This is a genomic window from Marinifilum caeruleilacunae (assembly GCF_013141825.1).
In the GTDB taxonomy this organism is placed as follows: domain Bacteria; phylum Bacteroidota; class Bacteroidia; order Bacteroidales; family Marinifilaceae; genus Marinifilum; species Marinifilum caeruleilacunae.
Window position 1 is genome coordinate 1 of record NZ_RZNH01000033.1, and the last position, 26,670, is coordinate 26,670.

Here is a 26,670-nt window from a genome sequence, read left to right on the forward strand (position 1 = left end):
AGCAAATTCTTAGTAAAACCGGAAGCTGAGAACTTGTTCGAAGATCAGCCGGTTGCACTTAGAATTTGCAACAATGAAGGTGGGATTTATCATGTAGCCTTGAGCTTTTTGCTTCGTTTTTGGGTCAAGCCAAAAATGAAGAGACCTTCCAGCTTGAAACTAAGTCTAAAACGCTAAATAATATCTAAATTCGAACATGCCGTTGCAGTGATTTCCCAGAACAAATCAAAAGAAGCAAGGGCAACAATTTAGTTCATTACCACAAACCCAGGTTGACAGTCGCTTCAATCTTTAGACCTGGAAGAGAATAAAATTGGCCTTTCAGGTAAATAATCAGATGAAAGTTTGCACTGCCTTTGTTGCAAACAAAAAAGAAAAATCCACATCAAAATCCCCCCTTTACAAGCTCCATAAATTTCCGTAACTTACTTTATCTATTGATTTTTAGAATATTAACTAAACTTAAACCAAAATGAAAAAATACGGAAATTACATCAGGATAAGTGTTGTACTTATCTTATTTTCCTTCATAGCTTTTAAAGTATCGGCACAAGAACCACAAATTAAAAAGCGAATTGCAGTTTTTGTTTTTGAAGATAAAACAGATAAGAGTTGGAGATGGTGGAACAACAAGGGAGTTGGTGACGGTGTTAGCGATATGCTTACCACTGCATTGGTAAAATCGGGAAACTACCGAGTGATGGAACGTGCCGAAATTGATCGAATTTTAAATGAACAGGATTTTGGTCAGAGCGGTAGAGTAACCCAACAAAGTGCAGCAAAAATTGGCCAGGTATTGGGTGTCGAAATTGCAGTGATTGGTTCGGTTTCTGAATTTGGATACAAAAAGGGAGAAACCGGTGGTGCCATAAAAGGACTTGGTATTGGAGTATCGAACCAGCAGGCTGTTGTAGGTGTTGATGTGAGAATGGTAAATACAAACACAGGTGAAATTATTACTGCCGAGAATGTTCGTAAAAAGAAATCGGCAAAAGGTTTAAAGTTAAGAACCAATAAACTGGCCTTTAAAGACCGGAAAGATTTTGATGAATCCTTGGTTGGAAAGGCCGCCAGGGAAGCCATTGAAGATGTTGTTTCCATGATAGATAACAGTGCAAATAACATTCCATGGCAAGCCAAAGTGATCACCGAAAAGGGCGGAGTTGTATTTATCAATTCTGGCGAAGCTGATGGTCTTAAAGTTGGCGACGTATTTTCAGTTTACAGCAAAGGTGAAGATTTAATTGATCCGGACACGGGAATTTCACTTGGTAGCGTGGATTCCAAAATAGGAGAAATAAAAATTACAGATGCAAGCGTAGGAAATGGAAAAGCATCGAAATGCTCCATTGTACAAGGTTCAGGTTTTGCCAAAGGAAACTTTGTTAGGGTAAAATAGGAGAAACAATCCTAAAAATAAAAAACGCAGGATGGCATTTCATCTTGCGTTTCTTGTTTATTGTAGATTGAATCAATTCTTACTTAAGCCCATTGGCACTCACAGCAGCCCCAATAATACCAGCTCCATTCTGGAATTCGGCTACCAAAACAGGAACTTCCACATCAATTTCATCTTCGAATTTGTGAAGCTTCTTACTTGCTCCTCCTCCTATAATAAAGTAATCAGGAGCACATATTAAATTTACATGATGCAGAAATTCATTGAACCTTTTCCCCCACTCCGGAAAACTCAATTCTTCTTTTTTTCGAACTGAATCGGCTGCATATTTTTCAATAATTTTTCCATTCTTATACTTGAGCTGCCCCAATTCAAAATTTGGCAACAAGTGTCCGTTATAAAATACTCCAGAACCTAAACCAGTTCCGATGGTAACCATTACTACCAGGCCCGACTTATCTTTCCCAACTCCATATCTCATTTCGGCTAATCCTGCTGCATCGGCATCGTTCACTACTGTAACTTCCAGTCCGGTTTTCTTGCTAAAAAGTTCATCGACCTGAACGCCAATCCATGAAGGATCCATATTGCCGTGTGCCATTGCTTTTCCGTGCGAAATAATGGTAGGAAAACCACAACCCACAGGACCTGTCCAATTGAAATGATCAACGATTTCCTTTATCACATCAGCAACAGCTTCGGGTGTAGATGGCTGAGGTGTTGGAATTCTAAATCTTTCTTCCAACTGTTCGCCCGTTACAACATTCACCGGAGCTCCTTTAATTCCCGATCCTCCTATATCTATTCCTAGTATTTTCATAAATTTTGATTGTGGTTTTTAAATGATCAATAAAAATACAAAAATCAAAGGAGGAAATTCTCAACACAAGGCAATAATTGTAATGAATTCACCGAAATAAATCTTTACTATTGAATTACATCCCGAAAAATCACATCATTATCGAAATTGTGAAAATTTCCTCCTTTTATTTCGTCCTCTTCCTTATTTTTATTGTCTTAATTGCATTAATGCATAAAACAACAACTACCAATCATGAATAAACATTTATTGACTTTCCTGTTTTTGTTAATAGGAATTGGTGTATTTGCTCAGAAAACACCTGTTACACAGGCAAATTATGAATTGCCTGCAAAATTCTCACCTACCAAACTGAAGTCTATGGTATTCTCGACCAAGGTAAGACCACATTGGTTGAAGAATGGTCAAAAGTTCTGGTATACCTACAAAACTTCTGATGGTTTAAACTACTATTTGGTTGATCCGGTAAGAAATTCGAAGACCAAACTTTTCGATCCTGTAAAAATGGCTGCTGATATGAGTCGCCTTACGGGTGATCCGTTCGATGCCAAACACACAGACATTAAAAAACTGAAGTTCATTAAAAATGAAAGAGTAATTCAGTTCGAAGTGAAAAGTAAATTGGCCGAAGAGGAAGAAAAAGAAGAAGAGGAGAACGGCGATAAGCAGGAAGAAGAAAAAGACGGCAAGAAAAAGGATAAAAAGAAGAAAATGGTTGCCAAGGTTTGGCATTTCGAATACGAATTGGCAAGCCGTAAACTACGCTTGTTAGATGACTATGAAAAGCCATTGGAACAAAAGAAATGGGCTTCGGTAGCTCCAAATGAGGAGTATGTGATTTTTGCAAAGCACCATAACCTATACTGGATGGATGCCGAGAATTACAAAAAAGCACAGAAAAATGAAAAGGACACAACCATTGTAGAGCACCAGCTAACTACTGATGGCCTTGAGCATTTTGCATATGGCGATACTGGCTATGGCAAAACCAATACCGAAAAAGAGAAGGAAAAAGATGACAGAAAAGCTGCTTATGTAACTTTCTCTCACGACTCGAAAAAATTTGCAACGATCCGCGAAGACGAAAGAAAAGTGAAAGATCTTTGGGTGTTGAATTCGGTTGCAAAGGGTCGTCCAACATTAGAAACCTACAAATATCATATGGCCGGTGAAAAGGATGCGCCACAATATGAAATGTTGGTATTCGATTTTGAATCAAAGGAATCGGTAAAGGTAAAAGCTGATGTATGGAAAGACCAAACGCTTCGTATTTTACGTGCTCCTAGAAAAAAATCGAATGCTGATGATGATTTGAAGTTCTCAAAATGGCTTTCAAAAACAAGCGATGTGATCTACTTCAAACGTCAGAGTCGTGATATGAAGAGAGTTGATATCTGCTCGGCTAACACAAGCACTGGCGAAGTAAAAGTAATTATCGAGGAAAGATTAAACACTTATATCGAAACCCGTAACCTGGTAACTATCAACGATGGCAAGGAATTCATTCACTGGTCGGAGCGCGATGGCTGGGCTCACTTTTACCTATACGATGCTGAAGGCAATTTGAAAAATCAAATTACATCAGGTCCTTGGCATGCCGATGAAGTAAAAGGAGTTGATGAAAAGAACAGGGTACTTTATTTTACTGCCAATGGTCACGAAAAAGGAGAAGATCCTTATTACTTCCACCTGTACCGTGTAAACTTTGATGGAACCGGATTAAAGCTGTTGAATAAAGGCGATTTTAACCATGAAGTAAGCCTGAACGATCAGAACAACTATTTTGTGGACAACTCATCGAGAGTAAACACTGTTCCAGAATCGAAACTATACGATAACCGTGGTAATAAACTTATGGATCTGGAAACTGCTGACCTTTCATTGCTATTTGAAGCTGGTTACAAGTTCCCGGAAATTTTCACAGTTAAAGCTGGCGATGGCATTACCGATCTTTATGGTGTAATGTACAAGCCTTTCGATTTCGACGAAAACAAGAAATATCCAATCTTAACCTACGTATATCCTGGTCCGCAAACCGAAGCTGTATACAAGAGCTTCTCTACTCGCATGGATCGTGCAGACCGTATGGCTCAGTTTGGTTTCATCGTTGTAACTGTTGGACACAGAGGTGGTCATCCAGATCGTTCGAAATGGTATCACAACTACGGATATCAGAACATGAGAGACTACCCTCTTCTGGACAAGAAAGTTGCTTTGGAACGTTTGGCAAATCGTCACGATTTTATCGATATCAGCAGAGTTGGTATTTTTGGTCACTCAGGTGGTGGTTTCATGTCTACAGCTGCCATGTTTGTATATCCTGATTTCTTTAAAGTTGCTGTTTCGGCAGCTGGTAATCACGATAACAACATTTACAACCGTTGGTGGAGTGAAACCCATCATGGTGTAAAAGAGGTTGTTACCGAAAAAGACACTACTTTCCAGTACAAAATTGCAACCAATCCTAGTTTGGCTAAAAACCTGAAGGGAAAACTCTTATTGGTAACCGGTGATATCGATAACAACGTTCACCCTGCAAGTACAGTACGCGTTGCAAATGCATTGATCAAGGCGAACAAGCGATTCGATTTCTTTATCTACCCTGGCCAGCGTCATGGCTTTGGTAACATGAGCGAGTATTCGTTCTGGTTAAGAAGCGAATATTTCTGTAAGCACCTTTTAGGCGATTATCGCGAAGGAGCCGATTTTATCGAAATGCAGAATGAAAAACCTAAAAATTACTAAATCATTTGCATGATATTTTTCATCCCGATTTGCTTTGCAGATCGGGATTTTTTTGTGGAGTAAGATTCTTTTTAGATGGATTAATCTTAAAGTAAACAATGAATATAGAGCTTGTAAGCTCTAACAGCTAAATTATGAGAACATATGTATTTTCATCATTTATTGTTAGCTTTAACAAGTAAACAATATAACTGATGAATCAAATGCAAAGCACTATTGAACTTCTCGACAATCCGCTAAGAAAAATTACTTTTAACTCTCCACAATCCTCACGATTTTCAAGAATCGTTTTGCAAACTTTTATGATCCTGTTTTTTACAATTCCAGTGCTATCAACAATTTTGGTAGCCATTACAATAGGAGAAGTATCGCCGGCAATCGTGATTTTTTATATTGTGTTTGGTTTATGTGGGTACTATTTTTTAAGATTATTCTTGTGGAACAAATATGGCAAGGAAATGATCTACCTGGATACTCGCAAAATAACTTATGAAGCAGATTACAAAATGTTCAAATCCAATAAAGTTGAAATTAGCGAAGAAGATATAGAGGTAGAAGTAAACCCAGTATATTCAAACGAAAAATTGGCAACTCTAAAATTCAAATCGGAAAGCCAGAACATTGAAACTGTGGTAAAAGTGCCCATTGAAGAACTGGAAATACTAAAAAAGGAAATAGAGGCGGTTTATAATCAATAACACTCAAATGAAATTAGTTCTTACTTTTGCCCTTTTACTTCAATCCATTGCCATGACTTCCGGATTCAAATCCCAACAATTAAAATATCCTCGCGTTCGCGATGCTTATGCAGAAAAAGAACAAGTAATACTTGAAGTTCTCGAAGGCAAAAATATTAAAGTCGATCAACTGGAGGTGTATTTGCGTGCATTTAAATTCGGGAAATCGATACAGTTGTGGGGAAAAAACAAGACTGACAACAGATATAAGCTCCTGAAAGAATACAAAGTGTGCAGGAAATCAGGCCAACTTGGCCCAAAAAGAAAACAAGGCGATTTACAGGTTCCTGAGGGGTTTTATTATATCGATCGATTCAATCCGGCCAGTAATTTTCACCTTTCTTTGGGCATCAATTATCCGAATCAATCGGATAAGATATTGGCCGATCAAAACCATCCTGGCGGAGATATTTTTATTCATGGCGCCTGCGTAACTGTGGGGTGTTTACCCATTACCGATGAGCTGATTAAAGAGTTGTACCTATTCTGTGTTGAAGCCAAAAATAACGGTCAGAAACATATTCCTGTTCACATTTTCCCGGCAAAATTATCCGATAAAAATATAGAAGTGCTGCTTTCCAAATATCAAGAAGATACAGACAAAATAAACCTATGGAAGGCTTTGAAAGTAGCCTATGATAAATTTAATTCATCCAAACAAGTTCCAAGAGTAAAATTCCTGACCAATGGCTTGCACCAGGTCGAGTAATTATTTCAGGTTCTTACAAAAATCTCTTACTATTTCCTGGGTCGATTCCCAATCCAAACATTCATCGGTTACCGAAACGCCAAATTTCAAATCGTCTTTGTTTACAGGAATAGATTGTTTTCCAAATTCGAGGTTACTTTCGATCATGAAGCCCATGATGGAACGATTGCCATTTTGGATCTGTTTAGCAAGATCTTCGAGCACTAACTTTTGGTTGGCAGCCATTTTGCCTGAGTTTGCATGACTACAATCTACCATAATTCTTGGAGCAATATCCAAACGGCTTAGCTTATGTTCGATTTCTTCAACATATTTAGCCTCATAGTTTGGTGCCTTTCCTCCACGCAAGATAATATGTGTATTCGTATTTCCTTTTGTACGAACTACCGCCACATTGCCATCGGGATTGATACTCACAAAATTCTGTGGAGCTGCCACGGCCTGCATTGCATTCAAAGCAATATCGATATTCCCGTCGGTACCATTTTTAAAACCAACTACCGATGACAAGCCACTTGCCATATTTCTATGACTTTGCGATTCGGTTGTGCGTGCGCCAATGGCTGTCCACGAAAACAAATCCTGAATGTACTGTGGTGTCACAATATCTAAAGCCTCGCCTGCTGTTGGTAAACCCAGTTCTGCAATATAAACCAAAAGTTCCCTTGCTTGCTTTAATCCTTCTTCTATCTGGCAGGAATTATCCATATACGGATCATTAATTAATCCTTTCCACCCTACCGTTGTTCTTGGTTTTTCAAAATAAACCCTCATCACGATAAAAAGCTGATCTTGCAATTCATCAGCCAATGCCTTCATTTTTTGAGCATACTGTTTGGCTGCATCAGTATCGTGAATAGAACATGGGCCAACAATGGCCAGAATTCTCTTATCTCTCCCACTCAAAATGTTTTTGATTGTGGTTTGGCCTTTATGCACCGTTTCGATACATTTCTCGCTTAAGGGATACTGTTCTTTCAGTTTCGAAGGGGTAATAATGGCCTGTTCTACACTTACATTTAGGTTTTCTATTCTTGGATCTACCATAAGGGTAATAATTTTGGTCAAATTAGTCTCTTACCTGATAAGCTCCGAATTTAGTTCTTATTTTTGATCGAAAGAAAAATAAAGCCTTAAGATTGGGCATTTTGATTGAGTTTTTCATACAAACGACTAGAAGCCTAACGATTATCAACCAATTTTTTCTAACTTTGCAGCTCATGATTAAAAGATCGATTTCTACATACAATTCGGAGTCCGCAGAATAGGCAAGTCTATCGATTTGACCTAAATCAACTTGCCGCCACTTCAACATTGGTATCATTATTTCTTGATACCTAATATTTTATACCGTAAATTTTACTCATAAAATCAGTTAATTAAAATCATTAGCTGAATGGTAATCCGAATCAAATGAATACATTACAACAGTTGGGATGGTCTGCTAATTTTGACTCATCCTTAAACGATATCGATCATGAAAACATGACTATAGGTCGTGTTTCTACAGTAAATAAATCCAATTGTATTGTTATCCACGAAAGTGGAAGTAAAATATGCGAATTGGCTGGCAACCTCCTTTTTGGTATGGAAGAGTATGAAAAACCCAAAACGGGCGATTGGGTTTTGTTTCTTGACTATGGTGATTTGGGAATTATTTCTCACGTACTTCCCAGGCAGACATATCTTTCGCGTAAAAAGGCAGGGAAAGAGGTAGCAGAACAAATTATTGCTACAAATATTGATTATGCCATTGTTGTACAATGCCTTGAAATTGGTCTTAATTTGCGTAGGTTGGAACGTACCCTGGTTCAACTGCAAAATTGTAATATCGAAGCTATTATTCTGATCAATAAAATTGATTTAGCAATTACAACTGAGCAAAGAGAAGTGATGAATTTTATGGAGAATACCTATGGGGCAATTCCCGTAAGTGCCAATCAAAATATCAATTTAAAATTGATTCAATCCAAAATTCACACTGGCAAATCCTATGTTTTTATTGGTGCTTCTGGTGTAGGTAAATCATCAATTATCAATGCTCTTGAAGGAAGCAGTAAACTGAAAACGGGAGAAATTAGTCAGGCCACCAACAAAGGAGCACATACCACAACTTCGAGGGAATTGTATGTGCTAAACAGTGGTGGAATTGTGATTGACACGCCCGGAACCCGTGAGTTTGGACTTACAAGTGCTAGTTCGGAATCGGGCTCATCTGGATTTCGAGGAATTGACGAATTGGCAAAAGAGTGCAAATTTCACAACTGTACTCATACCAACGAGAAAGGTTGTAAAGTGCTAAAAGCTGCAAAATCTGGTGACATTTCGGAGGCTGAATATGACAATTTTATGAGATTGAATCGTGAAATGGAACATTATGCCAGCAGCTCGAAAGACAGAAAACAGAAGGGCAAACACCTTTCCAAAATTATTAAGAACATGAAAAAATCGGGTTATAAAAACCGATAAACAATAAAATGAGGCTGCCTAAAAGCAGCCTCATTTTTTATTAAGCCTAATGCTTTAGACTGGAACTTCTATGCTCGCATTTAAAAACCTGCGAATATCAATTTCTTTATCTAGGATGTAATTTCTATTTACGAGAGAATACATCATTTCTCGTGCAAAATAAGGAGCCAAAATCACCCCTTTGGTACCTAAACCATTAAACACTGCAATATGCTGATTATCTGGATGACAACCCAAAACAGGACGACGATCGGAGACTGCAGGACGAATTCCCGACCAATGATTTAGAATTTTATAAGGAAGTCTTAAGAGTTGATTTAGGCGTTCAAGTAAATCTGCTTTGCTATCGATAACCGACTTGCCATTTTGTTTGGAGTAATCGTAAGTTGCCCCTACTTTAAAGTGTGAATTACCCATAGGCATTACAAACATATTTTCATCGATGATATATTCCTCAGCCAGTTCTTCACATTCTATTTCTATTAATTCGCCCTTTGTTGGAACAAAAGGAATGCTCTTAAAATAAGGATTTTTTGTTGCATGATGCCCTTCACAAAACACGATGGTTTTTGCAATGACACCTCGCCAGGTAATGTGTCCATTGATAAAGCCAATATCCTGGTATTTAAAGTTGGCTTCAAGAAGGTGACCTTTTTCTCTAAAAAAGCTTTTTAGCTCGGCAAGTAGCTTTGCCAAATCTAGATAGCCCGATTTACCTACTCGATCGAATAAATTAAAATTGTCAATTCCTCTTTTGATCCAGCTTGTGTCGGCACTCTCCATATAATCCGAAAAATCACCATCAAAAATGCGTTCGTTCCATACCTTGATTTCCTTATCGCTTAAAGGCTGAGTAAAATCAATTGGGTAAAGAAACTGCTGACCAAGTTCTTTCTCAATGTCTTTATATAGGTTAGTCATTACTGGCAAAAGTTCATCAACATTCCAATTTTTCGCCAGTTTATCGAAAATAGCTGGATTGTATCTCCTGGTAGCAAGATCAGAAGCCATACTTTCATCGGGACTTGATACAATTTTAAATTGAAGTCCTGCCTTATACATATCGTAAGCGAGTAAGGAGCCGGCAATACCTTGCCCAACAATCAGGAATTGATTTTCCATAAGTATTCGTAGTTTAAGTCGATTAACTACTATCTACGAGTTACTATACAATAAGTTACGCCTGAAAAACATTGGCTGGTTGAAAGTGCTTATTTTACTTCAGAAACCTACGGATATCAATCTCTTTGCTAAGCGGATAATCGTTTACCGATAAAAAACGAGCCATTTCTCTTGCAAAATAAGGTGCCAGCATTACCCCTTTTGTACCCAAACCGTTAAAAATTGCAATGTGCTCGTGCAAAGGGTGAATTCCCAAAATGGGACGTCGATCGGAGACGGTTGGTCGCACTCCTGCCCATTGATTGATGACTTTGTAAGGTAAATCAATTAAATTTTCCAATCGGCTCAACAAATCTTGTTTTGCATCTTCTGTAGTTTCCTCATCCAGATGATTCCAATCGTAGGTGGCACCCACCTTAAAACGGTGATTTCCCACTGGCATCACAAAAAGGTTTTTATTCAAAATGTACTCTTCCTGAAGTTCTTTGCACTCTATTTCAATCAGTTCTCCTTTGGTTGGTTTAAAGCCAAGATCACCAAAGTACGGATTATCTATGGCTCGAAATCCTTCACAAAACACAATGGTTTCGGCCATAACGCCATGCCATGATATTTGATTATCGATAAAGCCCAAATCCTTATAGTTGAAATAAGAGTCGATAATTAAGCCCTCTTTTTTGAAAAATTTTCGGAGTTTCCTCAACATTTTTGGCAAATCAACATAGCCCGATTGAGTCACTTTTCCATAGTGCTGAAATCCTTTTAAGCCTTTGGCCACATTGTTGATTCCAATATCAGAAATATAATCGGTAAAATTAGCTTGTTCTCTTCTCTCCAACCACATTTCACTCTCCTTTTCCGACAAAGGTTTCAAAATGTCTTTTTCGTACACAAACTGATGTCCAAGAAGCTCTTCCAACTCCCGATAGGTTTCGAACATAACAGGCAAACAGTCATCTACCATCCAGCTCTTTGTAAGGCGCTTAAAAACAAGCGGATTAAATAATCCTGCTGCTACATCGGAGGCCTTTCGTAAATCAAGGCTCGATATGATCTTAAAACTTAAGCCTGCCTTGTACATATTGTACGCCAATAAGGATCCTGCAATTCCTTGTCCTACAATTAAAAACTTTTTGTTCATTTAAAAGTGCGAATTATGCGATGGTGTAATTACTCTATAAGTTACGGATTTCAGCAGCAAACCTAAACATTTTACATCAAATAAAGACTTACTTGTCCTTTTTTATGCCTAAATGCTTTGCGATTCATGGAAATGAACTATTTTTGCAGCGCTTATTTATTCTAAATAACAATAAGACCTTTGAGGTATCGAATTCAAAACAGGAAAAAATGCAACTATATAATAAACTAAGCAAGGAAGAATTGATGAAGGAAATGGAAGCTGAGAATTTTAAGCGTAAAACCATTTCTTTTTATCGATATGTAAATTTCGATGATCCGAAAGCATACAGAGATGAATTATTTAAAAAATGGTTTCTGCTGAATTGCAAAGGAAGAATTTACATTGCAAGGGAAGGAATTAATGCACAAATGAGTGTACCAGAACACAATCTGGATGCTTTCTTTACCGATATGAATTCAAGGAAAGAACTGGCTGATATGCCTATTAAATGGGCCGTTGAAGATGATGGTAAATCCTTTTATAAACTAACCATTAAGGTAAGACCTAAAATTGTTGCCGATGGTTTGGATGATGATGCTTTTGACACTACCAATGTAGGAAATCATCTTTCTCCCGTTGAATTTCACGAGCAGCTAAACAATCCAGAAAATATCATTATCGACATGAGAAACCATTACGAAAGTGAAGTGGGTCATTTCGAGAATGCCATTTGCCCTGATGTTGATACTTTTAGGGAAGAAATTGATATGGTGGTAAATGATTTTTCAAAAGACAAGGATAAGAAGTTCCTTTTGTACTGTACCGGTGGAGTACGATGCGAAAAAGCGAGTGCCTACCTTAAGCATCATGGTTTTGAGGATGTCAATCAGCTACATGGCGGCATTATTGCTTATGCACAAGAAATCAAGCAACTAGGATTGGAATCAAAATTTAGGGGAAAGAATTTTGTATTTGACGAACGCCTTGGAGAAAGCATCAACAATGAGGTAATTGCAAAATGTCATCAATGTGGAAAGCCTTGCGATACGCATACCAATTGTGCCAACGACGACTGCCATTTGTTATTTATACAGTGCGATGAATGTCGTGAACAATATAATGGTTGTTGCACTGATGAATGTAAGGAAATTATTGAGTTGCCCCAGGAAGAACGTGTAAAACTTCGTTCTAAATTCCACGATAAATATAGCAAGAGTCAGATTTACAGACAGCGCATCAGGCCAAAGCTAAAAGATATTTCGAAAGACAAAATCAATTCGTAAATTCCAAAAATGAAATTAATCCTTGGAAAATGAGTCAGAATTGTGAATTTAAAACAGAAAGATTAATCGTTCAGGATTGGCAAAATCAGCTTAGTACGGCAACAAAGCAACATGTATTTGCCGAAAAGGTAATTGGTATTCTTTCGCCTAAAGTTACTGAAGCTTTGCCAGATGGCTGGCAAAACATCAATACAATAGAAAAGGCGGAGCAATGGATACAAGAACGCTCACAAGAGGGGATATTCTCAAGTGTTTCCCTAAAATCAGAGGAAGAATTAATTGGCTTCCTTTTTCTATACGCATGTGTTTCTGAAAAGCAATTAATCGATATGCGCTTTGGATACCTCCTGGCTGAATCGGCCTGGAGAAAAGGCTTTGGAACAGAATTAATTAAAGGTTTGCTAAGTTGGTGCGAAGAACAAAAGAATATTCGTTCTCTTGCAGGAGGTGTTGAAAAAGAGAATATTGGTTCTATAAAGGTGATGGAAAAAACAGGTTTTACCATAGCCGCCGAAAGCAAAGCATCGGATGCTGTAATTTTTTACGAACGCAAGTTTCTGTAGATCAGAAAAATCAAAAAACAATACAAAATGACCAATTTTTGGCAAAATATACAAAGTCCTAATTTTTCACTAGCTCCAATGGAGGATGTTACAGATACTGCTTTTCGCGAAGTGGTATTAAAAACTGCGGCCAGCGGGAAGCTTCATTTACTATTTTCAGAATTCACATCGGTAGAGGGAATGTGCCACCCTGTTGGGCACGATAAGGTAAAACATCGTTTGAAAATTAATGAGTCGGAGCAAAAACTTCTGAAAGAAAAGAATGTAAAGCTAATAGCCCAGATTTGGGGAAAAGATCCTGAAAAGTACTATAAAACTGCCCAGTTTATTGCCAATGAAACCGAGTTTGATGCCATTGATATTAATATGGGCTGTCCTGTAAAAAATGTGGTAAAGAATGGGTGCTGTTCTGCCCTGATCACTCAACCAGAATTGGCCAGAGAAATTATTTTGGCCACCCGTGAAGCCACCAATTTACCGTTAAGTGTAAAAACCAGAATTGGTTTTAAGCAGGTAGTTACCGAATCGTGGATTTCACATTTGCTAAATACACCAATTGATGCCCTTACCATTCATGGCAGAATTCAGAAGCAGATGTCGGAAGGAATGGCCGATTGGAACGAAATCGCGAAAGCGGTAAAACTTCGCGATGAAATGGCTCCAAATATCAAAATTATTGGAAATGGTGATGTTGAATCGTACCAGGAAGGCTTAGAAAAGTGCGAAAAATACGGTGTTGATGGCGTAATGATTGGTCGAGGAATTTTTAAGAATCCCTGGTTTTTTGATCCTGACAAAAGGGATATTGAAATGGAAGAAAAAATAGAACTGATGAAGGAACACACTCGCCTGTTTGACCAAAGCTGGGGAGATAGCAAAAACTTTGCAATTCTGCGCAGGTTCTTTAAAATCTACACCAACGGTTTTCATGGTGCTTCGAGTCTTCGTAATGATTTAATGAGTACCAGAAATGCGGAAGAAGTTTATGCTGCGGTGAATCGATTTTTGCTAAGTGAGCAAGCTTGACCTATCTTAAAATTTCTCCATTGATTGATTAAAATCTAGCCTCCTTAATTTCGCTTCGTAGATTGTCAAGTATCGTTCGTCGATTCTCAGTACTCGTTTGTCGATATCGCTGGCATTTTAAAATCTTGAATGCTACTTTGGTACTATCAATAATCGTAAATGATGTTGTAATTATTTGTACATGTTGTCCTCCCCCGCTATCGTATGTTTAGATCCGATCGCATCCCCCCTCCACAAATACTAGGTGTAACAGTGCGATAGATCATCTTGTTAGCACTTCGATTCATACGATAGCAGGGGGATACCTTTTAAAATGGTCAACTTAAAAATAATCAAAGAGTACTTTCGCCAGGTAAACTGCCTCTTTCCTCTTTCAAAATTAAATTTATCTCAACTGTTTTATTGGAATCTATTTTAATTTGTTTAAAAAGATTGATTTTATATTAATCATTTTTATGATTTTACAAATGGGATATTGCTGTGCTTTTGGTAGTTTTGGTAGATAACAAAATATTTTATTAGTACAGAACAATTTCGAATAATTGAAATGAAACAGTTGAGTAAAATTCCATTTACCCTAAGAGTAAAAACCTTATTTTCAAGCAAGTTTGTCGGTGTAGGATTCTTTATTTTAATGATCCCTACAATTATTTTAGTTGGATTTCTGCCACACATCGATTTTATGAATTCTCGATACGAAAAAAATCATACTGCAAAGGTGGACGGAAAAATTCTTTCTATCCATAAAACCAATAGTTCTGTAAATGGAAAACAGGCATTGGAGTTTCGATACGAATTTAAACATGAGAACCAACCAATTTTAGGACAATCGTACGGTTTTGATGAATCATTTCAAGTTGGTGATCAAGTTGAAATTGAATATATAGCCAATGATGAGACAGTATCAAGAATAATTGGAACCAAGAATGGAGCATTTGATATTGGCAACCTGGAATTTCTTTTAGGATTTATCTTTGTAGGCTTACTTGTTCTTTTCATCCTAATATATCCAAAAATAAAAATACTAAAGCTACTAAAATCTGGTTTTGATATTGTGCCTTCAAAACTTCAATCCGAATATCAATCTCCAATTATTCCTGTTCCTAACATTAAGCCCATATACCGTCTTAAATTCGACTATAATGCTTCTGGAAACACATATAACAAAGTGATTTACACTTCAAGAGATCAATACAGTATCGCGCGGATAAGAATGAGTAATATTGTTGTTGATACACACAATCGCAACAATGCATTTGTACTGGAAACATTACCAATTAAAATGAGAGATTATATCATTGAAAAAATTAGTCTAAACTAAACCAAAAAGCTAATGGCAGACTTTATAAAAACAATCAGCAAAGACCTACAGGAAAGCCAGATCAATTGGAAAGTTGCCATACTATTTATTCCAATCGCATTTGCTTCCTATTTGTTTCATGAGTTTGGACATTGGTGCCTGGGTGAGTTCCTGGGCAATGACATGGTTTTGAGTTTGAACAATGCATCGCCCAAGAGTGGTAGGTTTATCGAAGCATCCCATGCTTTATGGTCTGCCATTGGTGGTCCATTGTTTACAATTCTCCAGGCCATGATATTCTTGCTAATTTGTATCAAAAACAAATCGACAATTGCCTATTCGGTAGTTTTCTTTGCAGTTTTTCTACGCTTTTACTGCATTGTTTTTGGAGGATTACAATTACAGGATGAAGGTAGAATTGCAAGCATGTTAGGTACAAACAAATACCTGATTGCAGCAATTGTTCTGATGATTCTGTTCAGCATTTTATGGAAAGCAAGCCGAACATTGAAACTGAGTGGCAAAGCCATAGGCTATTATTCTGTTTTATCGGTTATCGCAATTCTAAGTGTAATTGGCACCTACCAATTAATCTAGACTGTAAATCAGCAACATGGCTCAGCTTTAAAAAATAGGATTACCCGTTTTCAATGATCAAAACAATACCTACTCTTTAAATAATAAAGAATCATTTTGAATTGCCAGATTCTTTGCATTCATTAAGATTATGTGTGATAGTTTTCTTAGATTTAAAAGTCCTATGTTATAATTAAAAGACTTCATAAAAACTACCTTAATATGGAAAATCTTGACACCATTATATTCATCGCAATTGTAATAGCAGCTATTCCCCTTGCTTTGTATCTTTTTCCTGTTGCAATCTGGTTTTCTGCTCTCTTATCCGGAGTAAGAATCAGTATGATTGACCTGACATTTATGAGGCTAAGAAGATCTCCCGTAGCTCAAATTATAAGAGCATTAATTATAGCCGCCAAAGGAGGTATTATTATTGACAGGTTTGAATTGGAGGCTCATGCCCTTGCCGGAGGCAATGTAACCAAAGTAGTTTATGGAATGGTTGCTGCCAAAAAAGCTGGATTAGAACTTAGCTTTCAGAAAGCATCGGCATCAGATTTTAAAGGCATTGATTTGGTAAAGGCAGTGCACAAAGAGATTGAGACAAGAAAGGAAAAAGAGATTATTTTTGAATAAAAACCTATGGATCAAAACTTATTCAATATCCTGAATTCAAATCCGTCCAGAAATATCGCTGTATTAGGATTCCTCAACTCCTACCCTTTAATGGAATACTATATTGAAGGAAAGTCGGCATTAATTCTTGCCAAAAGCGATTATAACTGGGCACATATTGCAAGTTTTTCTGAGGAGGAGCTGTCTATTTTACTGCAAAAGCATCATAACAAAAGCAAGTATTACTATTCGCTGGAAGATTGGATGATTCCTCTAATACTGAAGCATGGTGAAGAAGATTGGAGAATGACCACCAACCGTTTTGTATTGGATGATAAAGAAGTTCCTGACTTACCCAAACTTAACATTAAGCCTATAGACAAATCGTACACAGAATTTATGTATGAAAATTCGGATTATAAGGAGTACTTGTCGCTGGATTATATTGAAGACAGGTTAAGCAAAGACATTTCGGCAGGAATTTGGATAGAAGGAAAACTGGTTGCCTGGGGATTTACACATGATGATGGGGCACTGGGTTTTCTGCATGTACTCGAAGAGCACCGACAAAAAGGTTATGCTATAGAAATAATGCTTGGGCTGATTCAAATGAGAAAAAATGAAAACAAGGCAGTTTTTGGGAATATCCTTCCCCACAACCATGCGTCTACAAATCTGGTGAAAAAACTTGGATTTAGATTGGATTGCAGAATCAGTTGGTTGAAATTAAAATAGAATGATCAAATTATAAGAAATATGGCAAACGCATTAGACGATTTATTGGGAGACGCTAAAAAGAAAGGATCTGAAATTTGGAGCAGCATCAAAAGTACGGGAAAAGATAAACTGAAAAACGCAATTGAAAACCTGAACAAGGCACAGCCTGATATCGAGGAAGCTGGTTTTGTGTTGGTTCGTTTAGATGTTGATATCGCACTACTTCCGCGCCTGTTTGCCCGATTTAAGCAAGTACGCCAAATCAGCAATGAAGAAAAAGAAACCATTCTTGCAAAAACCAAAAAGAACAAGTTTTTGAACTTCATTTTAATCGGTTTATTCAAGGCTGTCGAAATCAGAAAAGAAGTTTCTATCGACAATATGGATCTTCAGGAAATTGAGTTGGAAATCGGCCTCACTCCTTCTGCCAAAATCATCTTCCGCCGCGAAGAACGATTGAAGTTGATGGAGTAATATATTTTTTGCTAGTAGAATATCACTCTTGGTTAAAGGAAGTTAAGTTTAAACCTATCCAAACATGAAAAAACACATCCACCATTTTATTGCTGCTTTTATTTTATTAATGACAATCGCTTGTTCGAATCAATCGAGAATTCTGTATGTAGATAATGTAAAGGATGCAAACAGTTCTTACCCCTACAAACTCAAGCAAAATAAAGCAAAAGAGCTTATTGATGTAAAGAAATCAGACAGTGTTTTTCATTATCATATTCTTGATACAGTTATTGAAATCCATCAGTTTATAAGAGATCCACAGAAAGAATTCCAGGAATTAAAATTAATGATGGCGAAGTTAAAAGGCCGAAAAAACATTCCTCATTTTGAAGTCGATTCGGCAACTTTTATTGAATCGGAGAAATTTGAAGGACAAACTTGCTTTTCCTTTGCATTAGAAAGTTTCTTTGAGGCAAATGGCATCAACCCACACCCTTATTTCGATTCGGAAACATTAATCAGCTCTAAAAGCTACCAACTGGTACTAAATGCCATTCAATCAGAATCTTCGGTAATAGCATGGAAAGAGTTCAAAAAAGGCAAATTCACTTTACCTAATGAGGCTTTAATAGCCTTACAAGAACAAGGAAGGCGCAATCATGGAATTTACTATAAAGATGGACTTTTCTATTCCAAAAATGGGTTTTCCAGACCTGCCAGATTTCCAGATTTAAAAAGTATCGTGAAATCGTACAAGTATACCGACACCATTTGGGTTTATACCATCGACGGAGAGAAGTTAAACATGTTTATAGAAAAATCAATCGAATAAAATAGCCCAGATTTCCATACAAATGGAATTAAATATGGTCGTTTGACCGAAGCAATCATGAAAAAAACAGAAAAAATCCTTGCTATAGTGGCCGTGCTATCTGTTCTGTTAAACCTGAGTACAGTGCCATTTTCTGCAGTATTAACTACCATAAGTTTTACAGGTCTGTCACTGCTCTACATGTATTTAAGTTTTGCATTATTCAATAACATTTCATTCAGGCAGATATTAAAGAAAGAGTCCTACCAAGAAGTAAGCAGAATAAGAATATTTGCTACAGTTTTAACTGGTATGGCTTTATCTGTTTGTTTAATAGGCATACTATTCAAGTTACTACTTTATCCTTTTGCTGAAATTAATCTGATCACAGGATTGAATGGACTTTCCATCGCCATAATCGTTTCAGCCATAATGTATGTTATTCGTAAAGACAAATTTTATGTGTCAATTCTTAAACGAATCATGATTGTTGGAGCTGTTGGAATTCTATTTACACTAACGTCAAGAGAACAGATTATCGATATCAAATACAGAAATCACCCAGAACATAAAGAAGCATTAAAAAAGGCCTGGGCCGATCCTGAAAACCAGGAGCTCTGGAAAAAAGCAGAAGAAGAAAGTTTGAAAATGCATAACGAAAAATAGGGACTTGCCTGGCAAGTACTCACAAGCCCAATCAAAATATGAAAAAACTAATCCTACCTATTTTACTGACCATTTGTGTCATCGCGATTTCTTGTCAACAGAAAGAAAAGCAAAACAGTATTCCGAAAATGGTAAATTCAGATGGAAGCTACGAAACTGTTCCATTGGAGAAAGATACTTTGGTTCTGAAACTGATACAAAATTCAGTTAGAAATGTAAAGAAAATAGAAAATGCCAAAGAGGTGGTTAACGAAAACCTACAAAAGGTTAAAAACCTGGTGGTTGAAGCCTGCACTACCGGAGACAAACCGAACATTGTATTGATGCACGAATTTCCGCTTACAGGTTATTTATATGGTGGCAGAAAAGACAAAGTACAAATGGCCTTGCAAATTCCCGGAGAGGAAACAAGCGAACTATGCGCTTTGGCAAAGCAATACGATACTTATATTATTTTTGGCAGTTATGCCATCGATCCTGAATGGCCCGATCATATTTTAAGTTTGACCACTGTGATTGGTCGCGATGGAGAAATCCTAAAAAAGATCTGGAAACCCAGAAATATCAAGCGTTTCTATTCTAGCTTCGAAATTACAACTACTACTGTTGAGAGTGTTCGCGAAAAGTTCATCGAAAAATATGGAATAGAAGAAGAATTGCCGGTTTTGAGAACCGAATATGGAAATATCGCTTTAAGCACAGTACAGTTAGATCCTTTTATTTTCTCGGCATTTACAATGAAAGGTGCTGAAATCATACTGCGAACTTCTACCCTATTTTTCGAATCGGATATTATCTACACTGCCATGGCAAATAATGTGTATTCGGCAATGGCAAATATTCCTGCCGATTCACCTTATGGTGGAAACTCTATGGTTGTAGCCCCAAGTGGTAAGGTAATGGCTCGTTTAGACAAAACGACTGAAGGCGTTCTGGAAGCCAAAATTCCAATTGCAAAATTCAGGGAAAATCGCAAATTGCCTCAGTACGCAATCGAGTTGACCAAGGACATTTTTAAGCAATACCAGGAGGAGATTCCTGCCAATCATTTGGATATGCCAAAGGAAAAACTACCACAAAATGGCAAAGAAATGAAAGTTTTGCTAGATAGTTTAAGCACCTGGCTAAATCAATAAAGTTGTCATTTAAAATCCTAATCATGATAAAAACCAAACAAAGCCTTCTTTTTATGCTTGCGTTACTTCTATGCGGTACAAGTGTAAAAAGTCAAACACGAGCCGTAACTGAATTGGGCGATACCATTTATGTATACAACAATGGCACATGGAGCTTTGAAATTCAGGAAGAAGCACCCGTTGTAAACGAATTTGATTTTCTGAATCAGATATTGGACATTGATACCATTCAGAAACCGTACTCTTATCCTGCCAATGCCAAAAAGCAAGTTAAAAGTGAAAGAAATCAATTCGCAGTAAAATACAACGATAAAATCTGGAAAAGAATACCGCCTGCAACACTTAACGAAGAGGCGGAAATTGCGTTCCAGGCAAAACACACTGATATTTGGTGCGTGATCATCACCGAAGTAACACCGATTGATGCCGATAAACTTTTCAAAATTGCAAAGAAAATGATGGAGGAAAATACCGGTGGCATCGCAAAAATAAAAAAAACAGAAGTCCGAACAGTAAACGAAAATCAGATTTTTTACGGAAAGTTAGAAACCGATTTTTCAGGCATCAATTTCATTTTTAATTCCTATTATTTTTCAAACGAAAAAGGATCGGTTCAATTTGTAACATGGACCAGCAGTACACTTCACGAATTAAATAAGGATCTTATTCAAGATCTCTTAAATGGTTTTGTTGTGTTGGATCAACCATCATAAAGCTAGTTGTTATGAGTATTTCGAAAAAAAACGATAAACGCTGTGAGCTGAATCAAATGATGGCCGATAATGATAAGTTCTTTGCAAGTTTTGGCGAACTGGATAATGCTGTTTACGCAGAAGGAGCAATTCCTAAAAAGTACAAAGAACTTACGGGCCTATCCATTTCTATCTTGTCTCGATGCGAAGAATGCATATTGTATCATTTGCAGGGCTGTTTAGAACAAAGCTGTACCAAACAGGAAATTGTTGAAGCTATTAAATTAGGGGTAATAGGCGGCGGATCAATTTGCTACCCATCGGCACGTTACGCCTTCAAACTAATGAAGGAATTAGAAATACTATAGTAGATATACAACATCTCAAATTACTGATAAAACAATTCACCTTTAACAAATAAACATGAAACACTTTTTACTACTTCTATTTTCAATTACTATTCTATCGAGTCTACATGCTCAGATACAAAAAGGATCTGTAATCACTGGCGGTTATTTAAACTATAACACAAATGATGTATCGCAAAAGCCAAATAATGGTGGACATACGTTTACCGATATAGAATCAAACAACCTCACTCTTGCTCCGCAGGTAGGAGTTTTTGTAAATGAATCAACACTAATTGGTTTAGGCTTAACTTATGAGCATACAAAGAACAAGAGCAGCTACGAATCGATGTATTATAATTCTGAAAGCTATGAAGACAAGCGCAATTTGTTTTTGATTAATCCCTATTTGACCAAGTACAGTAAATTAAAAGACAAACTTTACTTTACAACAAGACTAAACCTAATGGTCGGATTTGGAAAACATGAAGAAAGCAAGTTGCTTGCCTTTAGGGCAAATGCCACACCAGGCCTTACTTATTTTGTATCCGATAAATGGGCATTAACCTGCAATGTGGGACAAATTTACTACAACAGGATGCGTTCGAAACTTACAACAGAAGATTTCACCAATAAAAGTATCGATGAAGATTATGGCTTAAGGGTGAGCTTTAACACCTTTACCGTTGGTTTTCAATATGTAATCAATAAAAAATCGAGAGAATAAATCCAATCCGTAACAAAGACCGATAATGTAAAAACATGAAACAAATTTTACCATTTCTGTTTGCATTCACGCTATGTACAACGCTGAATGCACAAATAAATAAAGGATCTGTAATTACCGGGGGTGAGTTTTTCTTTCATGGAAGTGATCATTCAAAATTATTATCCCCTGAAAACAATAGAACCATAGACTTAGAATCCGACAATCTAAAGATTGCTCCACAATTTGGTTTTTTTGTAAATGAATCCACGCTTATTGGATTAGGCTTGACATTTGAACACTACAAGTATAAGAATTTTCGCAGATCAGTTTACTACTATGACAACGATGTAATTCTTGTAGATGAAGGCACATACAAAGAAAAACGTAACCTCTTCTTAATCAACCCATATCTGACCAAGTACAGCAAATTAAAAGATCGTCTCTACTTTACCACCAGGCTGAATATGGCAGTTGGTTTTGGAAAAGATGGAGAAAGCAAATTGTATGCCTTTAGAGCAAATGTCACACCAGGTCTTACTTATTTTGTGTCCGATAAATGGGCATTAACCTGTAATGTGGGTCAGCTATATTACAACAGAATGCGATCTAAATTTGAAGTTGATTCTTATTCCAACAAAACCATTGAGGAGGATCTCGGCTTTAAAGTCGATTTCAACACATTCACAATTGGCTTTCAATATGTGATTAATAAAAAAACAAGAGAATAAAACCTTTACCCCAGATGATATTTCTGGGGTATTTTTTTGAAAAAGAATACCGATTGTTGTGGCAGCTAGCCACTCAAAAAGATTACATATTCACCCTTACTGCCTAATTACTACCTCTTTTCATTTGATTTTCGTAAATTAGATAGACAAGCACCACAAATTATTGATCTATGCTATTTACAACATCATTTACTTTTCTGCTTGAATTTCTCATTCAGGCCTTTGCTGTTTACTTATTGGCAGGTGTATTTTTTTACCTGTTTTTCGTTTTTATTGGAATGAAAAAGCTAGATGAGTCTACTCGAAATACCAATATCTGGTTTAAAATAATTATTGGCCCTGCAAGCATATACCTTTGGCCCATTTTATTGTATAAACTCTTAAAGCTATAATCATGACCAAAGCACAAAGAAAACTACACCTTCTTAGCTGGATTGTATTGTCTATTTGCATTCCTCTAGGATTCATCTCTTCCTTTTTGGTCATTCCAGATAAAATTATGCAAGAGAATGTTTTTTTAAACAAAAGCATTCAGCTTGAAAATATCCTGACAAAATCGAGTCATGACAATTTAATTGTTCTGCTTCGAAGCGATAGTGAAAAATCAAAATACCAATTGGAAGTCATCATCACCACACCTTTTAAAACCCCGGAGGTAGGCACCTATATTTCTTCCAGTCAAAATTTTATTATGGACGAAGCGTACTATTTGGGCAATCTTGGTTCAGCCAATGGGAAGCTCTTTTCACTTCCTTCTTCGCTGGTACAGCAAGAACAAATTCAGGTTGTATTGTTCGATCCAATTAAAAATGAATTACTCAAGCAGATAACAATCACACCATGAGCCATCAATACAAAGCCATTCATTGGAACCCCCAGAAAAAAGCTTACGATTTACTAATTGTACTGCTTATCATCAGCTATTTATTGGCTTTTGTGGGTGTTAGTGCAATCATTCATCCCAACCTCGATCCGGTAAACCTGCTGATTAGAGCCTTTGGCAGCTTAAGCCTGCTTCTGCTGCATTTAGTACTGATAATTGGTCCGTTATGTCGACTTTCAGCGCGCTTCTTACCAATGCTTTACAACCGTCGACATTTGGGAGTATCTACCTTTCTTATTGCGGCTTTTCATGGTATTTTGAGTTTAATTCAGTTTCACGCCTATGGCGATTCTAATATGCTGATATCATTATTTACTGCCAATACACAATACACATCTCTGGCTCAGTTTCCCTTCCAGGTATTGGGATTTTTTGCTTTGATTATTCTCTTCTTTATGGCAGCAACAAGCCATGATTTTTGGCTAAAAAACCTGGGTCAAAATTTCTGGAAACGACTTCATATGCTTATCTACCTGGTTTATATTTTGGTGATTATGCATGTTATGCTTGGTGTGATACAGCTAGAGTCTTCGCCATTGCTTGTAATATTTCTATGCATTGGATTTTCGCTGGTAATTGGTTTACACCTGCTAGCAGGATGGAAAGAAGTAAAACTCGATAGGCAATTACAGGAACTAAAAGATGATGGATATCTTTTGGTGGGATCGATAAATAGCTGGGAAGAAGGAAAGGCCAGAATCGTAAACAATGGCAAGCAGCGAATTGCCATCTTCAAAAATGGAAATGAATTTTCGGCCATTAGCAACAGGTGTGCACACCAGGGAGGACCATTGGGTGAAGGTCAGGTAATCGACGGATTGATAACCTGCCCTTGGCATGGCTACCAATATCGCACCGATGATGGCTGCTCTCCTCCACCATTTACAGAAAAAGTTTCCACTTTTAATTTGCAATTATTAGGCGATAAAATATTGGTAGATCCCATTCCAAATCAGCCAGGAACAAAAGGTGAACAAGTAAAACTTTAAATTCCATTAATCCTTACGAGCATGAAAAATGAATTCTACATTGGATACATTAATAAGTTGCCAAAACAAACTGCTAAAACAATTAAAAAGAGCATTTTCGTTTTGATTTTTGTATTTGTTGCATCGGGAGTTGTAATTGCATTGCATCACCAAAAAGTTTCGAATTCAAAGTTTGAATTGGGTCAGTTAAGTACAATTGAGGGATATTATTTTAACGAACCTGTTCCTATGATCAAACTTCTCGAAGGCAAAGACATTCATGGAAATCATATCTTTAAGAGTATCCCTTTGGTAAACTATGCAAAGTTTGGCGTGGAAGAATTGGTGGGTATTTATGAAGAAGAAAATAAAATATCCCTACAGGGGAAAAAAGTAAAAATAGTTGGAACCTATCTTTACGACGATGGAAAAGCCCTTTTTGAATTAACAAAAAGAGCCGAATCGATTTTGGAGGTCAGTTCTTTAAATGATCCTGCAATTAAAGAAATGATTCAACCCAAAATAGAAAAACTGGGAGTGAACAGCATTAAGGGCGAAATTGTTGATTCAAAATGCTATTTCGGTGCCATGCGGCCCGGATTTGGTAAAACTCACCGAGCATGCGCAGTACGCTGTATATCAGGAGGAATTCCACCAGTTCTGGCTGCTACCAATTATAGTGGAGAGGTGAACTATTTCCTGATCCGCGGAAGCGAAAAAGAAGCCATTAACAAAGAGGTATTGCCTTATGTGGCTGAGCCGGTTCGCTTAACCGGAGAGTTGGTAAAAATAGACGATTGGATGGTGATTTATGTGAACCCGAAAAGTGGAATTGAAAGGGTGAAGAACTAGAAATCACAACAAGATTCGCCTCTCAAGTCATCAAGCAATTGAGTTTCTTTCTCGAATTGCGCCCAATGTTTCGATAGATTTTCGCTTAACATGTACACTTCACATTCCTTAAATTGGTCAATTACCGATTGTGGAATTTGTTTCTTCTCGGCCCAATGGTAAAACTTCTGATATTCAGCAACTACTTCCTCTTTCATTTGAGCAGGCAATATTTTTGTGTTGTAATACAAGGGTCTGTCGAGCATGTTAATGTAAAGACCATCGGCCTCTATCATCTGTTCCATAAGGCAGGTACGATACAATTCGGGCAAGTTTTTTACCGATAAAACCGATATGGTAGGTGCAATTACAAAACGAATGTGCTGCAATGATCTTATGGCCTCACGATTGGCCTGAAAAACTTCCCAATCCATGCCTTTCCGGATATATTCTCCCAGTTTTCCGTACGCATCTATACTGGCCAAAATTTCCACTTCGGGAAAATGTTTCCAGAAATTAAGAACATCGTTTCCTCCAAAATTTAGGACCGAAAAGTTGGTATTGTATCTCAGTTTCATTTGAGTGGCATTATTCTTCACCAACCAGTCGAGCAATAAATAATGTTCTTTGCTTACCAATGGTTCACCTCCTGCAAAATAGATCTCTTTGGCTTGCAGCAAGGCGTCTCCAGTTTCTGTTATGAAACGATCAAAATCAGTAATGTTCTGCAATAAAGCCTCATCGCCCAAATTACGTTTCAACTTTTTAGCTTCGGGAAACCAGCCCGAACTAGCCCCATGCCAACAGGTTCGACAAGCAAAATTGCAGGCATTCGAGAATCGGATATCAAAGTAAATGGGCAGATTTACTTTATTCGTCTCAAAGTAGGTTCCAAATTTCTCATGAGTTTCCTGACGGATACTCTTCCCTCCTGCAGCTTCCAATCGCATACAAACTCCACACCTGTTATCAGATTCACCTTTCTGAAATTTCTCTCGAATTTGAGTGATTGCATCACCATTCCATATTTCTTCGAAAGAGTCGGTATTGCAATCTCCGTAAGGAATATTGGCTACACAGCAGGCTTTAACTTTCCCGGCATTCCCTACATGGTAGTGCACCCACGGCATCAGACAAAAAGGTGTTTGATTTGGCATGTTTTCTTGATTTTTAAGACAAATTTCACAAATTAAATTACATGTGCGAAAATTGTCGTTAAAAAAAGAGACACGAACAGTC

Annotated in this window: 29 protein-coding genes; 24 read left to right on the plus strand and 5 right to left on the minus strand. The window is 37.2% G+C overall.

Annotated features, from left to right (window positions below):
- Nucleotides 1-472: 472 nt before the first annotated feature.
- Entirely contained in the window at nt 473-1,399 is a 927-nt protein-coding gene (locus ELS83_RS16405) for a CsgG/HfaB family protein (protein WP_171596635.1), read from the plus strand.
- Nucleotides 1,400-1,478: 79 nt separating this feature from the next.
- Here the strand turns inward: ELS83_RS16405 and ppgK are convergent, their stop codons facing one another.
- The gene (gene ppgK, locus ELS83_RS16410; RefSeq protein WP_171596636.1) at nt 1,479-2,219 is read right to left on the minus strand and encodes a polyphosphate--glucose phosphotransferase; all 741 of its coding nucleotides are present in this window, start codon (nt 2,217-2,219) and stop codon (nt 1,479-1,481) included.
- A 234-nt stretch (nt 2,220-2,453) separates the two neighbouring features.
- Here ppgK and ELS83_RS16415 point away from each other — a divergent pair, with 234 nt between their 5' ends.
- From ELS83_RS16415 to ELS83_RS16425, 3 genes are all read left to right on the plus strand, one after another.
- The gene (locus ELS83_RS16415; protein ID WP_171596637.1) at nt 2,454-4,964 is read left to right on the plus strand and encodes a S9 family peptidase; all 2,511 of its coding nucleotides are present in this window, start codon (nt 2,454-2,456) and stop codon (nt 4,962-4,964) included.
- Nucleotides 4,965-5,158: 194 nt separating this feature from the next.
- Nucleotides 5,159-5,662 carry a hypothetical protein gene (locus tag ELS83_RS16420; protein ID WP_171596638.1) on the plus strand — a complete coding sequence of 168 codons (504 nt, stop codon included), beginning with the start codon at nt 5,159-5,161 and terminating at the stop codon, nt 5,660-5,662.
- Nucleotides 5,663-5,669: 7 nt separating this feature from the next.
- Nucleotides 5,670-6,410: a L,D-transpeptidase family protein gene (locus ELS83_RS16425; protein ID WP_171596639.1), complete on the plus strand. Its 741-nt coding sequence runs from the start codon at nt 5,670-5,672 to the stop codon at nt 6,408-6,410.
- Here the strand turns inward: ELS83_RS16425 and ELS83_RS16430 are convergent, their stop codons facing one another.
- Nucleotides 6,411-7,457, minus strand: a complete 1,047-nt coding sequence (locus ELS83_RS16430) for a 3-deoxy-7-phosphoheptulonate synthase (protein WP_171596640.1) — start codon at nt 7,455-7,457, stop codon at nt 6,411-6,413.
- A gap of 366 nt (nt 7,458-7,823) precedes the next feature.
- On the opposite strand from ELS83_RS16430, the gene rsgA reads away from it, so the two are divergent.
- A complete protein-coding gene (gene rsgA / locus ELS83_RS16435) occupies nt 7,824-8,879 on the plus strand; it encodes a ribosome small subunit-dependent GTPase A (protein WP_171596641.1) in 1,056 nt (351 codons plus the stop codon).
- Between the two features lie 54 nt (nt 8,880-8,933).
- Here rsgA and ELS83_RS16440 read toward each other — a convergent pair whose 3' ends face one another.
- A complete protein-coding gene (locus ELS83_RS16440; RefSeq protein ID WP_171596642.1) occupies nt 8,934-10,001 on the minus strand; it encodes an NAD(P)/FAD-dependent oxidoreductase in 1,068 nt (355 codons plus the stop codon).
- A 94-nt stretch (nt 10,002-10,095) separates the two neighbouring features.
- Nucleotides 10,096-11,142, minus strand: a complete 1,047-nt coding sequence (locus ELS83_RS16445) for an NAD(P)/FAD-dependent oxidoreductase (protein ID WP_171596643.1) — start codon at nt 11,140-11,142, stop codon at nt 10,096-10,098.
- 209 nt (nt 11,143-11,351) lie between these two features.
- On the opposite strand from ELS83_RS16445, the gene trhO reads away from it, so the two are divergent.
- The 19 genes from trhO (at nt 11,352) to ELS83_RS16540 (ending at nt 25,452) form a co-directional block, all read left to right on the plus strand.
- Nucleotides 11,352-12,407: an oxygen-dependent tRNA uridine(34) hydroxylase TrhO gene (trhO, locus tag ELS83_RS16450; protein ID WP_171596644.1), complete on the plus strand. Its 1,056-nt coding sequence runs from the start codon at nt 11,352-11,354 to the stop codon at nt 12,405-12,407.
- Between the two features lie 29 nt (nt 12,408-12,436).
- Nucleotides 12,437-12,970, plus strand: a complete 534-nt coding sequence (locus tag ELS83_RS16455) for a GNAT family N-acetyltransferase (protein WP_171596645.1) — start codon at nt 12,437-12,439, stop codon at nt 12,968-12,970.
- A 27-nt stretch (nt 12,971-12,997) separates the two neighbouring features.
- Entirely contained in the window at nt 12,998-13,996 is a 999-nt protein-coding gene (locus ELS83_RS16460) for a tRNA dihydrouridine synthase (protein ID WP_171596646.1), read from the plus strand.
- A 547-nt stretch (nt 13,997-14,543) separates the two neighbouring features.
- Nucleotides 14,544-15,317, plus strand: a complete 774-nt coding sequence (locus ELS83_RS16465) for a hypothetical protein (RefSeq protein WP_171596647.1) — start codon at nt 14,544-14,546, stop codon at nt 15,315-15,317.
- 12 nt (nt 15,318-15,329) lie between these two features.
- Nucleotides 15,330-15,893: a hypothetical protein gene (locus ELS83_RS16470; protein ID WP_171596648.1), complete on the plus strand. Its 564-nt coding sequence runs from the start codon at nt 15,330-15,332 to the stop codon at nt 15,891-15,893.
- Between the two features lie 201 nt (nt 15,894-16,094).
- Entirely contained in the window at nt 16,095-16,508 is a 414-nt protein-coding gene (locus ELS83_RS16475; protein ID WP_171596649.1) for a flotillin-like FloA family protein, read from the plus strand.
- 6 nt (nt 16,509-16,514) lie between these two features.
- Nucleotides 16,515-17,222, plus strand: a complete 708-nt coding sequence (locus ELS83_RS16480) for a GNAT family N-acetyltransferase (RefSeq protein ID WP_171596650.1) — start codon at nt 16,515-16,517, stop codon at nt 17,220-17,222.
- Between the two features lie 21 nt (nt 17,223-17,243).
- Nucleotides 17,244-17,678, plus strand: coding sequence for a hypothetical protein (locus ELS83_RS16485; RefSeq protein ID WP_171596651.1), 435 nt, complete (start codon nt 17,244-17,246; stop codon nt 17,676-17,678).
- A gap of 64 nt (nt 17,679-17,742) precedes the next feature.
- A complete protein-coding gene (locus ELS83_RS16490) occupies nt 17,743-18,492 on the plus strand; it encodes a hypothetical protein (protein WP_171596652.1) in 750 nt (249 codons plus the stop codon).
- 57 nt (nt 18,493-18,549) lie between these two features.
- Nucleotides 18,550-19,137 carry a hypothetical protein gene (locus ELS83_RS16495; protein WP_171596653.1) on the plus strand — a complete coding sequence of 196 codons (588 nt, stop codon included), beginning with the start codon at nt 18,550-18,552 and terminating at the stop codon, nt 19,135-19,137.
- A 38-nt stretch (nt 19,138-19,175) separates the two neighbouring features.
- On the plus strand, nt 19,176-20,273 hold the full coding sequence (locus ELS83_RS16500; protein WP_171596654.1) for a nitrilase-related carbon-nitrogen hydrolase: 1,098 nt from the start codon (nt 19,176-19,178) through the stop codon (nt 20,271-20,273).
- A 23-nt stretch (nt 20,274-20,296) separates the two neighbouring features.
- On the plus strand, nt 20,297-20,986 hold the full coding sequence (locus ELS83_RS16505; protein ID WP_171596655.1) for a hypothetical protein: 690 nt from the start codon (nt 20,297-20,299) through the stop codon (nt 20,984-20,986).
- 11 nt (nt 20,987-20,997) lie between these two features.
- Entirely contained in the window at nt 20,998-21,333 is a 336-nt protein-coding gene (locus ELS83_RS16510; RefSeq protein ID WP_171596656.1) for a carboxymuconolactone decarboxylase family protein, read from the plus strand.
- Nucleotides 21,334-21,388: 55 nt separating this feature from the next.
- Complete coding sequence (locus ELS83_RS16515; protein ID WP_171596657.1) at nt 21,389-22,039, plus strand: hypothetical protein; 651 nt, start codon at nt 21,389-21,391, stop codon at nt 22,037-22,039.
- Between the two features lie 35 nt (nt 22,040-22,074).
- A complete protein-coding gene (locus ELS83_RS16520; RefSeq protein WP_171596658.1) occupies nt 22,075-22,749 on the plus strand; it encodes a hypothetical protein in 675 nt (224 codons plus the stop codon).
- A 170-nt stretch (nt 22,750-22,919) separates the two neighbouring features.
- Complete coding sequence (locus ELS83_RS16525; RefSeq protein ID WP_171596659.1) at nt 22,920-23,141, plus strand: hypothetical protein; 222 nt, start codon at nt 22,920-22,922, stop codon at nt 23,139-23,141.
- A 2-nt stretch (nt 23,142-23,143) separates the two neighbouring features.
- Nucleotides 23,144-23,593, plus strand: coding sequence for a hypothetical protein (locus tag ELS83_RS16530; RefSeq protein WP_171596660.1), 450 nt, complete (start codon nt 23,144-23,146; stop codon nt 23,591-23,593).
- A complete protein-coding gene (locus ELS83_RS16535) occupies nt 23,590-24,621 on the plus strand; it encodes a Rieske 2Fe-2S domain-containing protein (RefSeq protein WP_171596661.1) in 1,032 nt (343 codons plus the stop codon). The genes ELS83_RS16530 and ELS83_RS16535 overlap by 4 nt, the downstream gene beginning before the upstream one ends.
- A gap of 21 nt (nt 24,622-24,642) precedes the next feature.
- On the plus strand, nt 24,643-25,452 hold the full coding sequence (locus tag ELS83_RS16540; protein WP_171596662.1) for a hypothetical protein: 810 nt from the start codon (nt 24,643-24,645) through the stop codon (nt 25,450-25,452).
- Here ELS83_RS16540 and ELS83_RS16545 read toward each other — a convergent pair.
- On the minus strand, nt 25,449-26,588 hold the full coding sequence (locus ELS83_RS16545) for a twitch domain-containing radical SAM protein (protein WP_171596663.1): 1,140 nt from the start codon (nt 26,586-26,588) through the stop codon (nt 25,449-25,451). The genes ELS83_RS16540 and ELS83_RS16545 overlap by 4 nt on opposite strands.
- Nucleotides 26,589-26,670 lie beyond the last annotated feature (82 nt).